Genomic DNA, 15559 nt, shown 5'->3' on the forward strand with positions numbered 1-15559 from the left:
CATATCGCGTGCGATTTATATTTCCGGGCAAGGAGCATCGCCATGACCACCCCCGCCATGACTACCCAAGATGCCGCGCGCGGCGCGCTCGATGATTTTCTCTGCTTCGGCGTCTATTCGACCGGGCTCGCCTTCAACCGGCTCTACAAGCCGCTGCTCGATCGCTACAGCCTCACCTATCCCCAATATCTGGTGATGGTGGCGCTGGCCCGGCGCGACGATCAGACGGTCGGCGAACTGGGCGGTCAGCTCTTCCTCGAATCCAATACGCTGACCCCGCTGATCAAGCGGCTGGAGGCGTCGGGCCTCGTCACCCGCCAGCGCGACATCACCGACGAACGAGTGGTCCGCGTGCGCCTGACGCAGCAGGGTCAGTCGGTGGCGCAGGACGTGTCAACCTGCGTCCCGGCCGAACTGATGGAGGCCGTCGGCATCTCGATCGAGGAAATCGCTGCGCTCAACCAGTCGCTGGTAACGCTGCGGGAGAAGCTGCAGCGCGCGGCCTGACCGGGCGCGCTATGCCCTCGGACACTGGGCGTTATCGAACATCGCCAGATATTGCTCGATGGTCTGTGACATGCCGATCGCCTGGCGGCGCGTATTCACCGCATCGGGGGCTTCCAGGTCGGTCGGCTGCCATCGGCCGTCGACACAATTGACCTGGGTGCCATAGCGCTGCGGCTTCTTGTCGAATGTCATCGCCACCCGATCATAGAGCATCGCATAGGCCTGGCCCTCGGCCTCGCCGTCCGGCAGCAAGGCCTCCATCCGGTTCAGTGTCCCGCGCATCAGCGCCGGATCGTCGACGGCATGCTGGACGATCAGGAAGGCGGCGCGGGCCGCTTCCTTGCCGTAGACGCTGATCCGGAACCATCCTTCTTTCGGGATCATCGTTTTCAGCCGTTCCTGATTCAGCCTGTCATGGCGACTGATCTCGGCCAATATGGCTCCGCGCCATTTCGGTTGCTGGTCGGCGGGCACCGACGACCAGTCCAGTTTCATCATGGCGATGCGACCGACCTGATCCAGCGTGCCCAGCCGGATGATCTTCTCGGCGTCGTCCTTCGCCGGTGGCAATGCGGCCTGTCGCGCCTCCTCCTGGCGATAGGCATCGGTCACCTGCTGGCGCATGGCGTCCATCGTCGGGGCCGGGGCGACGGCGCCGGTGGCGGCCTGCAGGAAAAGAAGCGCTGCCTTCATGCTTCACCCATTCACATGACTCCAGATGCGCGAGATCACGACCGATCCTTCGCCCACGGCCGAAGCGACGCGCTTCACCGATCCGGCGCGCACGTCGCCGACCGCGAAGATGCCGGCGCGGGAGGTTTCATAGGGGGAGGGGGCCTCGACCGCATCGCCGGTCAGCACGAACCCCTTGTCGTCCAGCGCCACCAGTCCCGACAGCCAGCCGGTATTGGGCGCCGCGCCGACCATGATGAACAGGGCGCAGCAGGCGATCTCGCGCGCGCTGCCGTCGGCGTGACGGATGGTCACCGCATCGAGCTGCGCATCGCCATGCAGACTGCCAATTTCGGTGTCATAATGGATGGTGATCGCCGGGTCGGCCTCCAGCCGGCTGGACAGGTAACTGGACATCGACAAGGCGAGCGAAGGCCCGCGCACCAGCAGATGGACATGGCGCGCGCTGCGGCTGAGGAACATCGCCGCCTGGCCGGCGCTGTTGCCGCCGCCGACCACGACGGCTTCGGCCTGGCGGCAATAGCGGGCCTCATTCTCGGTCGCGGCATAATAGATGCCGGCCCCCTCCAGATCGGCGAGCCGCGCGATCGGCAGGCGGCGATATTCCACGCCGGTCGCGACCAGCACCGCGCGGGCGCAGATGCGCTGGCCATTGTCGAAGACGCCGCAATAATGGCCGTCGCCGGTTTCCTCCAGCGCCGTCACCCGGCGGGGCATCAGGAAACGGGTGCCGAATTTCATCGCCTGCACCTCGCCGCGCCAGACCAGATCGGCGCCCGAAATGCCGGTGGGAAAGCCCATATAATTTTCGATCCGGCTCGACGTGCCGGCCTGGCCACCGATCGCGATATCCTCCACCACCAGCGCATTGAGCCCTTCGGCCCCGGCATAGACGGCGGCCGCCACGCCGGCCGGCCCACCGCCCACGATCAGCAGGTCGACCGTCTCATTCTCGGTAAAGCCGCGATCGAGGCCGAACAGCCGGGCGACCTTCTCGGGCGTGGGATCGGCAACGACATTGTCGCGACCGAAGATCACGGCAGGCTGGTCCGCCTGCGCCCCGCAACTGGCCGCCACCCGCCGGGCATCGTCGCTGCCCAGCGCATGGGATGTGTAGGGCAGGCGGTTGCGGCTGGCGAATTCGGCGATGCAGCGCACCGCCCGATCCTCATCCTCGCCGATCAGCACCAATGTGCTGTCGCCCATGTCGAGCTGCCGCCGGCGCCGCGCCGCCAGCACGGTGATGATGATGTCCGACATTTCCGGAATCGCCGCCATCAGCCGCAGCATCGCCGGGCGCGGCACTTCCAGCACGCGGGTGTCACGCGCCGCCCGCATCGGGATCGACCAGCTGCTGCCGCTCAGGAAGGATATCTCGCCCATGAACTGGGTCGGGCCGATGGTGGAGGGGACATGCCGTTCCTCGCCGAACGGATTGACCACCTCGATCTCGCCATCCTCGACATAGATGAAGCGGTCGACCGGGTCGCCGGGCCGGACGATATAGGTGCCGGCGGGATAGATGGCCTCGCTGCCTTCGGCGCGCAGCGCCGCGACATGCTCGGCCGTCAGCGGCACACGCTGCATCTCCCGCAGATCGCGCCCGATCGTCTCCATCCCCGGCCTCCCGCCACTCCGTGTCGCGCGATGATGGCGATGGTGCAGCCTGTGCGCAATGGTCGCGGGCGCTCGGGATGCGATCAGGCGCATCAATAGGTTGATCTCGATCAGCCCTGGCGCTCCGGCGCAAGGTGGCGCTTGCTTTCGTGCGGAAATGCCCCTTAGTCGGCACCTCCGTCACGGCAACGACAACAGGATGATAATGGGCAAGGCGAAATTTGGCTCCGTCAGCGGGCGCACGGATGCATGGGCGGCGCTGGGCCTGTTCCTCGGGATTGCCTTCTTCCTGGTAAGCGGCGCTGTCGCCTATCTCAATATTCAGGGCCTGGGCGAGAGCGACCGGGCGATCCGCCATACCCATAATGTGCTGATCGCGCTCGACGAACTGCTTTCGACCGCGCAGGATGCCGAGACCGGCCAGCGCGGCTATCTGCTGACGAGCGACCGCGGCTATCTGGAGCCTTATGAGAATGCGGTGGCGACCATGCCCGGCCGGCTCGATGCGCTGGCCAGGCTGACCCGCGACAACCCGACCCAGCAGAATAATCTCGCCCGCCTGCGGCGTCATGTCGATGCCAAGTTTGCCGAACTCAGGGAAACGATCGAGGCACGGCGCAACCAGAGCATCATCCAGGCGCTGACGATCGTCAACACGGGCCGCGGCAAGCAGGAAATGGACGCCGTCCGGGCCCAGCTCGACACGATGGCCCGTGAGGAATTGCGACTGCGGGAAATCCGCCTCGCCGACATGGCTTCGGCCTCGCAGACCGCGATCATGTCGGGCCTTGTCACCGGCCTTCTGGGCGTGGTGCTGACCATCGCCGTCTATCTGCTGGTGCGCCGCAACAGCAAGGCGCGTGCGCGCCAGGCCTGGTTGCAAGCAGGACATCTGGGGTTGGCCGACGCGATGCGCGGCGACCAGAGCGTCGAGCAGCTGGGGGAGGCGATCCTCGCCTTCCTCGCGCGCTATCTCGGTTTCCAGGGCGGGGCGCTGTTCAAGGGGGAGGAAGGCCAGTTCAACCGCGTCGCGACGCTCGGCGTGCCGGCCGATGCCGACTTGCCGCAGCGCTTCGTCGCCAAGGAAGGCCTGCTGGGTCAGGTCGCGGCCGAAGGGCGGGCGCAACTGCTGCATGATGTACCCGATCATTATCTGACGATCGGCTCGGCCTTTGGCCGCGATCGTCCCCGCCATCTGCTGATCGTGCCGACCGTGACCGACGGCGTCGTCAATGCGGTGCTCGAACTGGGCGCCTTCGATCCGGTCGACGACCGCGTGCTCGAACTGCTGGAGGAAGCAAGCGCCGGCATGGGCATCGCGCTGCGCTCGGCCCGTTTCCGCGCCCGGCTGCAGGACGCGCTGGAGGAAACCCAGCGCCAGGCCGAGGAATTGCAGGCCCAGGGCGAGGAACTGCGCGCCAATAATGACGAGCTGGAAACCCAGAGCCGCCAGCTTCAGGACTCCGCCTCCCGCCTGGAGGCGCAGCAGAGCGAACTGGAACAGACCAATGTCCAGCTGGAGGAGCAGGCCCGCCATATGCAGGCGCAGCGCGACGATCTCGCCCGCGCCCAGCTGTCGCTCCAGCAACAGGCCGCCGAGCTGGATCAGGCCAGCCGCTACAAGTCCGAATTCCTCGCCAATATGAGCCATGAGCTGCGCACGCCGCTCAACTCGCTGCTCATCATGGCACGCCTGCTGGCGGAAAATCGTGCCGGCAATCTCAGCGCTGATCAGGTGCGCCATGCCGAAACGATCGAGACGTCGGGCAATGATCTGCTGACCCTGATCAACGACATTCTCGACATTTCCAAGATCGAGGCGGGCAAGCTGGAATTGCAGCCGCGTTCGGTGCGGATCGCGCCGATGCTGGACAAGCTGCAGGCGATCTTCGCGCCTTCGGCCCAGGCCAAGGGCCTGTCCTTCCGCCTCGCCGCCGGCGCCGATCCGGTCGAGATCGAAACCGATCCGCAGCGCGTCGAGCAGGTGCTGAAGAATTTCCTGTCCAATGCGATCAAGTTCACCGATCGGGGCGAGGTCGCGCTGACCGTCGGCCGGCATGCGGATGGCCGGGTGGCCTTCACCGTGCAGGACAGCGGCGTCGGTATTGCGGAAGCACAGCAGAAGCTGATCTTCGAACCTTTCCGCCAGGCCGATGGCACGATCAGCCGCAAATATGGCGGCACCGGCCTTGGCCTCTCCATCTCGCGCGAACTGGCGCGGCTGCTCGGCGGCGAACTGCGCGTCGAAAGCCAGCCGGGTGAGGGCAGTGCCTTCTCGCTGCTGCTGCCCGATCGCTTCGATCCCGCGCTCAGTCATCTGCCTTCGATCAGCCTGGCCGAAGCGCCGCGGCCCCAGCCGGTGGCGCCCGCGCGCCAGCGTGTCGCCAGCCTGGTCGATACCCAGGATGATCGCGAAACCCTGTCCGGGGATTCGCGCCTGATCCTGATCGTAGAGGATGATCCGGTCTTTGCCCGCATCCTGTGCGACATCGCGCATGAACAGGGCTTCCAGTGCCTGATCGCCGGCACCGCCGACGAAGGCGCGCTGATGGCCCGGCAATATCTGCCCCATGCCGTGATCCTCGACATGAACCTGCCCGACCATACCGGCCTGTCGGTGCTCGACCGGATCAAGCGCGACATGCGCACCCGCCACATCCCGGTCCATGTCGTGTCGGTCGATGATGACAGTCAGGCGGCGCTGGCCAGCGGCGCGATCGGCTATCTGTTCAAGCCGGTGAAGCGTGACGCGCTGATCGACATGCTCGAAGGGCTCGAAGCGCGCATGGCCCAGCGCATGCGCCGGGTTCTGGTGGTCGAGGATGACGCCCAGCAGGCCGAGAGCATCAAGCTGCTGCTCGCCTCACGCGAGGTGGAGACGCTGGAGGCCCATTCGGCCGCCCAATGTTTCGAGATGCTGGGCCGCGAGACCTTCGACTGCATGGTGCTCGATCTCAACCTGCCCGACGCGTCCGGTTTCGACCTGCTCGAACGGTTGAGCGCGGACGACAGCGTCGGCTTCCCGCCGGTCATCGTCTACACCGGCCGCGACCTTGGCGCGGAGGAGGAACTGCGCCTGCGCCGCTATTCCAAGTCGATCATCGTCAAGGGCGCCAAGTCGCCCGAACGGCTGCTCGATGAAGTGACGCTGTTCCTGCATCAGGTGGTGTCGGAACTGCCCGAACCCCAGCAGCAGCTGATCGCTCGTTCGCTCAGCCGCGACGAGGCGCTGGAAGGCAAAAATATTCTGGTTGTCGAGGACGATATACGGAACGTTTATGCCCTCACGAGCATTTTCGAACCCCATGGGGTTCATGTCCGTATCGCACGCAATGGCCGCGAGGCGCTTGTCGCGCTCGAAGAGGCTGCGCGCGCCGATGCGCCCAAGGTCGATCTTGTGCTGATGGACGTGATGATGCCCGAAATGGACGGGCTGACTGCGATGCGCGAAATCCGCAAGCAGGGCTGGGGCGTGGGCCTGCCGATCATCGCGCTCACGGCCAAGGCGATGGCGCAGGACCAGCAGGAATGCCTGGCCGCCGGTGCCAACGACTATCTCGCCAAGCCACTCGACGTCGACAAGCTGCTCAGCCTGGTGCGTGTATGGATGCCGCGCTGATGGAGGAGCATTTCGGGCCGCGGGACGAGCTGGAGCTTGACCTGCTACTCGAAGCGATCTTCCGCCATTATCATTACGACTTTCGCGGCTATTCGCGCGGATCGCTGCATCGCCGGCTGGCCCGTGCCCAGCATCAGCATGGCTGCGACAGCCTGTCCCAGCTTCAGCATCTGCTGCTGCGCGATCCTGCCGTGTTCGCCGACCTGATGGGCTTCCTCACCATCCAGGTGAGCGAGATGTTCCGTGATCCCGCCTATTTCCGGGCATTGCGTGAACAGGTCGTGCCGCATCTCAAGACCTATCCCTCGCTCAAGATATGGATCGCCGGCTGCGCCAATGGCGAGGAATTCTACTCGCTCGCGATCCTGTTCCGCGAGGAAGGGCTGGAGGATCGCACGATCTTCTACTGCACCGACATCAGTCCGGCCGCGCTCGAAAAGGCGGAAGCGGGCATCTACGCGATCGATCGCCTGCCGCAATTCAGCGAAAATCATCGGCTTGCGGGCGGGAAGGCCTCGCTGTCCGATTATTATACTGCCGCCTATGGCGCTGCCGTCTTCGACAAGACGCTGCGTCGCCGCGCGGTCTTTGCACAACATAATCTGGCGAGCGACCAGGTCTTCGGGGAGGTACAGCTGGTGTCCAGCCGTAATGTGCTCATCTATTTCGATCGCGAATTGCAGGACCGCGCGCTCGGCCTGTTCGGGGAATCGCTGGTCCGCGGCGGCTTCCTCGGGCTGGGCTCGAAGGAAACGCTGCGCTTCTCGCGTTATTCCGATGGCTTTGCCGATTTCGACGAGGGCGAGAAAATCTATCGCCGCAACCTTCAGGATCTGAAGGCGCTCGACCATGCAGCCTGAACCCACCAAGATCCTGGCGGTCGACGATGTCGAGGAAAATCTGACCGCGCTCGAAGCGCTGCTGGCGGACGAGGGCGTGACCCTCATCAAGGCGCGGTCGGGCATGCAGGCGCTCGAACTGCTGCTGGTGGAGGATGTCGCGCTGGCGCTGCTCGACGTGCAGATGCCGGGCATGGACGGGTTCGAGCTGGCCGAACTGATGCGCGGCACGGAACGGACCCGGCGTGTGCCGATCATCTTCCTGACCGCAGTTGCGACCGACGAGCGACGCCAGTTTCGCGGCTATGAAAGCGGTGCGATCGACTATCTGTTCAAGCCGGTCGACCCCCATATCCTGCGGCACAAGGTCGCCTTGTTCGTCGAACTGTTCCAGCAGCGGCAGGAACTGGCGCGGGAACGTGACAGCCATGCTGCGGCCCTGGCCCGCATCCAGGCCCATGGCGACAACAGCCCGTTGGCGATCGTCGAAATCGACGCCCAGCGCCATGTCGTCGCCTGGTCCAAGGGAGCGGAGCGGCTGTTCGGCTGGCGTGCGGCAGAGGTGGCGGGTTTTGGCGCGTCCGAACTCAAATGGCTGGACGACAGCCAGCGTGGCGACTTTGCCGGCCTGATGGACGAAATGATCGCCGGCACCGTGCCGCGTACCAACCGCCTGCTGCGCTTCCACACGGCCGAGGGGCTGACCCTCGATTGCGAATGCTATTGCTCGGCGCTGCGCGATGCCGCCGGCCGGCTCTTCTCGATCAGCCTGCAGATCCTCGACGTGACCGACCGCAAGCGGGCGGAAGCAACGCAGAAGCTGCTGATCGGCGAACTTAACCACCGGGTGAAGAACACGCTGGCGTCGGTCCAGGCGATCGCCACCCAGACCTTGCGCCATTCGTCCGGCCCGTCCGATTTCGCCCCGACCTTCATCGGTCGCATCCATGCGCTGGCCAGCGCCCATTCGCTGCTGAGCGGCGAAACCTGGCAGGCCGCGCGGCTGGGCGATCTGATCGAGGGGCAGGTGACGATCGGCGCGATCGACGGAGAACGCTTCCATTGGAACGGGCCGGAGGTCGACCTGCGGCCCGAACCGGCGCTGCACCTGGCGCTGGTGCTGCACGAACTGGTGACGAACGCCCATAAATATGGAGCGCTGTCGGCGCCGGCCGGCCGTGTCGAGCTGGAATGGCGTCTGACCAATGACCAACTGGTTCTGGATTGGCGCGAACGCGGCGGCCCACCGGTTGCGCCGCCCAGCCGTCGCGGTTTCGGCACCGCGCTGATCGAGCGCAGCCTGCGTTCCGACGGCGGCAGTGCCCAGCCCCATTACGGCCCTGATGGCATGGGATGGACGCTGACGCTGCCCTATGCCTCCAGCCCGCGCCTGCGCAAGAAGGCGCGTCCGGTGCCCCGCGAACAGGGCGCGAGCGCCAGTGGCAGTGACGGCAAGGCGCATCTGGGCGGCCGCCGCCTCCTGCTGATCGAGGATGAGCCGCTGGTCGCCTTCGAACTGGCCGCGACGCTGGAGGATGCGGGCGGCCATATCGTCGGGCAGGCTGCGACCGTGGCCGATGCGCTGGCCCTGATCGATCAGGCGGAGTGCGATTTGGTGCTGCTTGACGGCAATCTCCAGGGTGAGGGCGTGGAGCAGGTTGCGCGCGTCCTGGCGGACCGGGCCATGCCCTTCCTGTTCGTCAGCGGCTATGGGCGCGATCATCTGCCCGAGGCGTTCGATGCGGTGCCGGTGATCGAAAAGCCCTTCAAGGTAGCCGACCTGATCGACGCGATTGCCAAATTGGCGGTGCCGGCAACCCAGAGGTGATAGGCTCTTGAAGTCAGGACAGGGGGCGTACCGAACCGGGTTCGTTATGCCCTCGGTCGGTCCGCGGTCCGAAGGGCATGCAAGGAAACAGAACGCAAAAACCCCGGACTTCCGATGGAAGTCCGGGGTTTTTCTGCTTATCGTCCCGAACCGAAGTCCAGGCGAATAAGTTGGTCGGGGAAAGAGGATTCGAACCTCCGGCCCCTGCCTCCCGAAGACAGTGCTCTACCAGGCTGAGCTATTCCCCGACCGGTGCCGAAGCCGCTTTTGGGGCGGCCCCGTAAGGCAGGAGTGCGCCTATAGAGAGGGGTTTGAGGGCTGGCAAGCCACCTGATGCGCTTTTTTGAAAATTCTACAAAAGACCCGCATCGCGGAAGCTGAAACAGCCGGTTGGCGTGTCGATCCGATGGTCGGCCAGGTGGATGTCGAGCGCTCGCAGCCGGCGGTGCAGGCTACGGGTCAGGGCGATATCGACCGGCTGCGGCGCCGCAGTGTGCCGCCGCTGGTGCAGGATGACCCGTCGCGCATCGCTGGCCAGCAGATGCGCGACCAGGCAGGGCCAGTTGCCATCGGGGTGCAGCCGGTCGCGCGGCTGGCCGTCCTCGTCGAGAATCACCAATGTCAGCATTGCACCCCCTGGGCACGCAGCCTGTCAGCAATGGGCAGGGATCGGAGGTGAGGAATGATCCGTAGTGGCGGAACGGGGCAGGCCCGGCGGGCAGTCGCATCCGTTATGGCGCGACCTTTGGTCGGGACAGCGGGGCAGGGGGGATGCTACATGGACGGGACGCCCAGATTCATTCCCATCCCAGGATCATTGACCTTGCACGCCATGTCGCCGCAGCCGCCCCATTATGAAGAGCAATATCTCGACCTGATGCGCCATATCTGGCGCCATGGCGACGAGCGGATCGACCGCACCGGCGTTGGCACCCGATCGATCCTGGGCGCGACCCTGCGATTCTCGCTGGCCGACGATGCGGTGCCGCTGCTCACCACCAAGCGGGTCTATTGGAAGGTCGCCGCGCGCGAGATGCTGTGGTTCCTGACCGGCGACACCAATATCCGCGAACTAGTGAAGCAGAATGTCCATATCTGGACCGACTGGCCGCTCGACAGCTACCGCAAGGCGACCGGCGAGGATATCGACCGCGACGCGTTCGAGGCGCGAATCATCGAGGATGAAGCCTTTGCCCGGCAATGGGGTGATCTCGGTCCGGTCTATGGCGCCCAATGGGTGAACTGGCCGCGCTACGAGCCGGCCGGCGACGGCCTGTTTCGCCGGGCAGCACAGGGCCACAACCAGATCGCCGCGCTGGTCGATGCGATTCGCACCAACCCCGGTTCGCGCCGCCTGCTCTTCACCGGTTGGAATGTCGCGGAAGTCGCGCAGATGGCCTTGCCGCCCTGCCACATGACCTATCAGTTCCAGGTGTCCGATGGCCGCCTCAACGGCCTGCTCTTCCAGCGCAGCTGCGACCTGGGATTGGGCTTTGCCTTCAACATCTTCGGCCTGTCGATGATCACCCGGATGCTGGCCCAGCAATGTGATCTGGAGCCGGGCGAGGCGGTCTGGCAGGGCGGCGACGTCCATCTCTACCTCAACCATGCCGATCTGGTGGAGGAGCAGATCAGCCGCACCCCGGCTGGCGCGCCGAAGCTGCGGATCAATCGCCGGCCTTCGAGCATTTTCGACTATAAGATCGAGGATTTCGAGGTGCAGGATTATGCGCCGCAGGCCCATATTTCCGCGCCCGTTGCCGTCTGAGGTGACAGCGAAGGCGACAGGCGAAAAGGAATTGGGTCAGTAAGGCTTGCCTTGCGCGGCGTTGAAATATAATAATTGCCACAAGCAATATTATTGCAACGCACAATAGGAGGCAGGATGACCGATTCGATCGAATCCGGCGCTGTGACGGACGGGCAGGGACGCAACCTGCCGCCGCTGCAGCTGCATGTGCCCGAGCCGCCCGCGCGGCCCGGTGAGAGCGCGGACTTCACCCATTTCGACATTCCCGCGGCCGACGCGGCGCCGCGCCCGGACGAGGCGACCCACCCGTCGCAGATGCGCGACTTCGCCTATGGGCTGGTCCGCGTTCTGGACGAGGATGGCCATGCGGTCGGCGCCTGGGATCCCAAGCTGCCGGCGGACACGCTGCTGCGGATGCTGCGCTACATGGCGCTGACCCGCGCCTTCGACGGCCGCATGTTCCGCGCCCAGCGCCAGGGCAAGACCAGCTTCTACATGAAGTCGACCGGCGAGGAGGCGGTATCGATCGGCGCCGCGCTTGCCCTGTCGCGCGACGACATGTGCTTTCCCTCCTATCGCCAGCAGGGCATATTGATCGCGCGGGACTGGTCCATCGTCGACATGATGAACCAGATCTACTCGAACAAGGGCGACCGGATGAAGGGCCGCCAGCTGCCGATCATGTATTCGGCGCGCGAGGCGGGCTTCTTCTCCATCTCCGGCAACCTCACCACCCAATATCCCCAGGCCGTGGGCTGGGCGATGGCAAGCGCGGCCAAGGGCGACACCCGCATCGCCGCCACCTGGTGCGGCGAGGGCTCGACCGCAGAGGGCGACTTCCATTCGGCCTGCACCTTCGCCAGCGTCTATCGCGCGCCCGTCATCATGAATGTGGTGAACAACCAGTGGGCGATCAGCAGCTTCTCCGGCTTTGCCGGGGCGGAAGCGACCACCTTCGCCGCGCGCGCGATCGGCTATGGCATTGCCGGGCTGCGCGTCGACGGCAATGACGTGCTGGCCGTCTATGCCGCCACCCGCTGGGCCGCCGATCGCGCCCGCGCCAATGGCGGTCCGACCCTGATCGAGCATTTCACCTATCGCGTCGAAGGACACAGCACGTCCGACGATCCGACCGCCTATCGCTCGGCCGAGGAAAGCAGCAAATGGCCGCTCGGCGATCCGATCGCGCGGCTGAAGCAGCATTGCATCACGCTGGGCATCTGGGACGAGGAGCGGCACGCCGCGATGGACCAGGAACTGGCCGAGATGGTCCGTGACGCCGCGCGCGAGGCCGAAAAGAACGGCATATTGGGCCATGGCCTCCACCATCCGATGGAAAGCATGTTCCAGGACGTGTTCGAGGACATGCCCTGGCACCTGAAAGAACAGCAGCAGCAGATGCTCGACGAATGGAAGGCGGCAGGGCTGTGAACGACATGCGCATGGAAACGGTCGCCGCCGGCGGCCAGGACGAACCCGTCCAGATGAACATGATCCAGGCGATCAACAGCGCGCTGGACGTGATGATGGGCCGCGACCCCGATGTCGTGGTGATGGGCGAGGATGTCGGCTATTTCGGCGGCGTGTTCCGCGCCACCGCCGGCCTCCAGCAGAAATATGGCAAGAACCGCGTGTTCGACACGCCGATCACCGAATGCGGCATCATCGGCGTCGCGGTCGGCATGGGCGCCTATGGCCTGCGGCCGGTGCCCGAAATCCAGTTCGCCGACTATATCTACCCCGCGCTCGACCAGTTGGTGAGCGAGGCGGCGCGGTTGCGCTATCGTTCGGCCGGCGAGTTCATCTCGCCGATGACGGTGCGCTCGCCCTTTGGCGGCGGCATCTTCGGCGGCCAGACCCACAGCCAGAGCCCGGAAGGCATCTTCACCCATGTGTCCGGGGTCAAGACGGTGATCCCGTCCACCCCCTATGATGCCAAGGGCCTGCTGATCGCGGCGATCGAGGATAATGACCCGGTCATCTTCTTCGAGCCCAAGCGCATCTATAACGGCCCGTTCGATGGCCATTATGACACGCCGGCCAAGAGCTGGGCGGGCCATGCCGATGCGCAGGTGCCGCAGGGCTATTATCGCATCGACCTGGGCAAGGCGCGGATCGCCCGTCCCGGCGAGGCGCTGACCATCCTCTGTTATGGCACGATGGTCCATGTCGTCGAAAATACCGTGGCGAAGCTGGGCATCGATGCCGAGATTGTCGACCTGCGCACGCTGGTGCCGCTCGACATCGACACGATCGAGGCGTCGGTCAGGAAGACCGGCCGCTGCCTGATCGTGCATGAAGCGACGCGGACGTCCGGCTTTGGCGCCGAACTGTCGGCGCTGGTGCAGGAACGCTGCTTCTACCATCTCGAAGCGCCGATCGAGCGCGTCACCGGCTTCGACACGCCTTATCCGCACAGTCTGGAATGGGCCTATTTTCCCGGCCCCGTGCGCATCCGCGAAGCCATCAACAAGATCATGAAGGACTGAGGGCTATGGTCGTTACACCTCCCTGTTCCGTTCGTGCCAAGCACGACATTTGCCAGATCATTCCTACGCCCCTGCACGAACGGGGGAGGATGTAATGGCTCTTTTTACATTCAAGCTGCCGGACATCGGCGAAGGCATTGCGCAGGCCGAAATCGTTGGTTGGCACGTCCAGGTCGGCGATCGGGTCGAGGAAGACCAGCCGATCGCCGACATGATGACCGACAAGGCGACGGTCGAGATGGAAAGCCCGGTCGCGGGCACGGTCGTCCGCCTGGCGGGAGAGCCGGGCGATCAGGTGTCGATCGGATCGATGCTGGTGGAGATCGAGACGGAAGGCGAGGGGGCTGCTGCCGCGCCCGCGCCGTCGGTCGAAACGGTCGAGGCCTCCACTGATACTCCCCTCCCTTCCAGGGAGGGGCCGGGAGTGGGTGGCGAGCAAAGCGAGCTGCCTGCCGTTGAGCCAGAGGCACCGGCTTCGCCGGTACCCACCCCTAACCCCTCCCTGGAAGGGAGGGGGACGGATGTTGCCGCGCCCATCCTCGCCTCCCCCGCCGTCCGTGCGCGCGCCAGGGAACTGGGCGTCGACCTCGCGCTGGTGAAGCCCAATGGCGACCATATCCGCCACGCCGATCTCGACGCCTATCTGCTCTACGGTGCGGGGCAGGGCTATCGCCCGGCCGGCCGCACGGCACCGCGCGCCGACGAGCAGGTGAAGGTGATCGGCATGCGCCGCCGCATTGCCGAGAATATGGCCGCGTCAAAGCGTCACATTCCCCACTTCACCTATGTCGAGGAAATCGATGTCACCGCGCTGGAGGAAGCGCGGGCACAGCTCAACGCGCATCGCGGCGATCGGCCCAAGCTCACCATGCTGCCGCTACTGATCGTGGCGATCTGCAGGACGCTGCCCGACTTCCCCATGCTCAACGCCCGTTATGATGACGAGGCGGGCGTGGTGACGCGTCATGGCGCCGTCCACCTCGGCATGGCGACGCAGACCGATGCGGGGCTGATGGTGCCGGTGATCCGCGACGCGCAGGACAGGAATGTCTGGCAGCTGGCGACTGAGATCCGTCGCCTCGCCGACGCCGCGCGCAGCGGCAAGGCGACCTCGGCCGAACTGTCGGGTTCCACCCTGACCCTGACCTCGCTCGGGCCCTTGGGCGGCATCGCCACCACCCCGGTCATCAACCGGCCCGAAGTGGCGATCATCGGCCCCAACCGCGTGATCGAGCGTCCGATGTTCCGGGGGAAGGAGATCGTCGCGGCAAAGCTGATGAACCTGTCGATCAGCTGCGACCATCGCGTCGTCGACGGCTGGGATGCGGCCAGCTTCGTCCAGGCCGTGCGCAAGCTGCTGGAAACGCCGGTCCTGCTGTTCGAGGGCTGAGCATGATGGGGTCGGGCGGACCGCCGCCCGGCCCTATTTCGTCAGGACGACGATCGCCCCGCGCCGCAGGTCGGGGCGAAAGATCAGCCGCAATATGCGGCCGACCCGGCGCCAGTAGCGCTGGCTCAGTCGCTGCCGCAGATAGCGATTATCCTCGTAGAACAACTGATGGAGATATTCGGGCAGGGGCAGCACCCGCGACCGGGTGAAGCCAGCCTCTTTGCCCCGCGCAATGATCAGGTGCGGTGGCATGTCGCGTTCGGTGACGCCATAAAGGCGCATCGCCTCGATCGAATCGGGATGGGTGGCATGGCCTTCGCCCGGCTCATGGGTGATCAGCAGGCCGCCCGGCTTCAGCGCTGCCCAGGCCGCCCGGATCGCCAGCGCCTCATCCTCGGCATGATGCAGGGAATCGAAGAAGATCGCGGCGTCGAACTGGCCCTGGTCGCCGATCTGCTCGAAATCGCCGCAGACGAAATCCAGCCGATCGTCCAGGCCATGGCGCGCGGCATTTTCCCGCGCCAGATCGATCATGTCGGGGGCAATATCCTGCCCCGTGACGCGATAGCCATGTTTGGCGAGGAAGATGCTGGTCCAGCCGCCGCCACAGCCCAGGTCGAGGATGCGGGCAGGGGCCGGCGGTAACAGCGACATGACATAGCCGATGGAGGCCAGGTTCAGGCCGCATTGTGGGTCGGAAAAGGGCTTTTCCAGTGAATGCTGGCGGCCGATGTCGCCGGTATTGGCGAGATAGGCGAGTTCCCCTTCTTTGGGCACTATGATGTCTCCGTTCCTCCCCGTCTCTATGGGGATGCACGGATCAACTC

12 protein-coding genes and 1 tRNA gene are annotated in these 15559 nt (G+C 65.2%); 8 read left to right on the forward strand and 5 right to left on the reverse strand.

Annotated elements, in window-relative coordinates; genetic code table 11:
* Window positions 1-42 precede the first annotated feature (42 nt).
* Complete coding sequence (locus tag VHN57_RS04010) at window positions 43-507, forward strand: MarR family winged helix-turn-helix transcriptional regulator (protein WP_278987975.1); 465 nt, start codon at window positions 43-45, stop codon at window positions 505-507.
* A gap of 9 nt (window positions 508-516) precedes the next feature.
* On the opposite strand, the gene VHN57_RS04015 is transcribed toward VHN57_RS04010, so the two are convergent.
* Together VHN57_RS04015 and VHN57_RS04020 are read right to left on the reverse strand one after the other, a co-directional pair.
* Window positions 517-1200, reverse strand: coding sequence for a DUF6624 domain-containing protein (locus tag VHN57_RS04015; protein ID WP_278987977.1), 684 nt, complete (start codon window positions 1198-1200; stop codon window positions 517-519).
* A gap of 3 nt (window positions 1201-1203) precedes the next feature.
* Window positions 1204-2817 (reverse strand): FAD-dependent oxidoreductase, encoded by a 1614-nt coding sequence (locus VHN57_RS04020; protein ID WP_423282850.1) that lies wholly within the window; start codon window positions 2815-2817, stop codon window positions 1204-1206.
* 205 nt (window positions 2818-3022) lie between these two features.
* On the opposite strand from VHN57_RS04020, the gene VHN57_RS04025 reads away from it, so the two are divergent.
* The 3 genes from VHN57_RS04025 to VHN57_RS04035 are packed head-to-tail and all read left to right on the forward strand — an operon-like array spanning window position 3023 to window position 9103.
* A complete protein-coding gene (locus tag VHN57_RS04025) occupies window positions 3023-6436 on the forward strand; it encodes a response regulator (RefSeq protein WP_278986667.1) in 3414 nt (1137 codons plus the stop codon).
* Entirely contained in the window at window positions 6421-7296 is an 876-nt protein-coding gene (locus tag VHN57_RS04030) for a CheR family methyltransferase (protein WP_099231441.1), read from the forward strand. The genes VHN57_RS04025 and VHN57_RS04030 overlap by 16 nt, the downstream gene beginning before the upstream one ends.
* Complete coding sequence (locus VHN57_RS04035) at window positions 7286-9103, forward strand: response regulator (RefSeq protein WP_278986670.1); 1818 nt, start codon at window positions 7286-7288, stop codon at window positions 9101-9103. The genes VHN57_RS04030 and VHN57_RS04035 overlap by 11 nt, the downstream gene beginning before the upstream one ends.
* A gap of 171 nt (window positions 9104-9274) precedes the next feature.
* Here VHN57_RS04035 and VHN57_RS04040 read toward each other — a convergent pair.
* Window positions 9275-9351 (reverse strand) — tRNA-Pro (locus VHN57_RS04040).
* Between the two features lie 104 nt (window positions 9352-9455).
* Window positions 9456-9731: a JAB domain-containing protein gene (locus VHN57_RS04045; protein WP_010337243.1), complete on the reverse strand. Its 276-nt coding sequence runs from the start codon at window positions 9729-9731 to the stop codon at window positions 9456-9458.
* A gap of 204 nt (window positions 9732-9935) precedes the next feature.
* Between VHN57_RS04045 and thyA the strand changes: the two genes are divergently transcribed.
* The 4 genes from thyA to VHN57_RS04065 all read left to right on the forward strand — a co-directional run bounded on the left by thyA (window position 9936) and on the right by VHN57_RS04065 (window position 14732).
* Window positions 9936-10871, forward strand: a complete 936-nt coding sequence (gene thyA, locus VHN57_RS04050; RefSeq protein WP_278986672.1) for a thymidylate synthase — start codon at window positions 9936-9938, stop codon at window positions 10869-10871.
* A 117-nt stretch (window positions 10872-10988) separates the two neighbouring features.
* Window positions 10989-12284 (forward strand): 3-methyl-2-oxobutanoate dehydrogenase (2-methylpropanoyl-transferring) subunit alpha, encoded by a 1296-nt coding sequence (locus VHN57_RS04055; RefSeq protein WP_069335794.1) that lies wholly within the window; start codon window positions 10989-10991, stop codon window positions 12282-12284.
* Between the two features lie 53 nt (window positions 12285-12337).
* Window positions 12338-13342 (forward strand): alpha-ketoacid dehydrogenase subunit beta, encoded by a 1005-nt coding sequence (locus VHN57_RS04060; protein ID WP_423285974.1) that lies wholly within the window; start codon window positions 12338-12340, stop codon window positions 13340-13342.
* Window positions 13343-13436: 94 nt separating this feature from the next.
* Window positions 13437-14732 carry a dihydrolipoamide acetyltransferase family protein gene (locus VHN57_RS04065; RefSeq protein WP_278986591.1) on the forward strand — a complete coding sequence of 432 codons (1296 nt, stop codon included), beginning with the start codon at window positions 13437-13439 and terminating at the stop codon, window positions 14730-14732.
* Between the two features lie 33 nt (window positions 14733-14765).
* On the opposite strand, the gene VHN57_RS04070 is transcribed toward VHN57_RS04065, so the two are convergent.
* Entirely contained in the window at window positions 14766-15509 is a 744-nt protein-coding gene (locus VHN57_RS04070; RefSeq protein WP_278986592.1) for a class I SAM-dependent methyltransferase, read from the reverse strand.
* Window positions 15510-15559 lie beyond the last annotated feature (50 nt).

It is taken from the genome of Sphingobium salicis subsp. salicis (assembly GCF_049472635.1).
GTDB classification, from domain to species: Bacteria; Pseudomonadota; Alphaproteobacteria; order Sphingomonadales; family Sphingomonadaceae; genus Sphingobium; species Sphingobium yanoikuyae_A.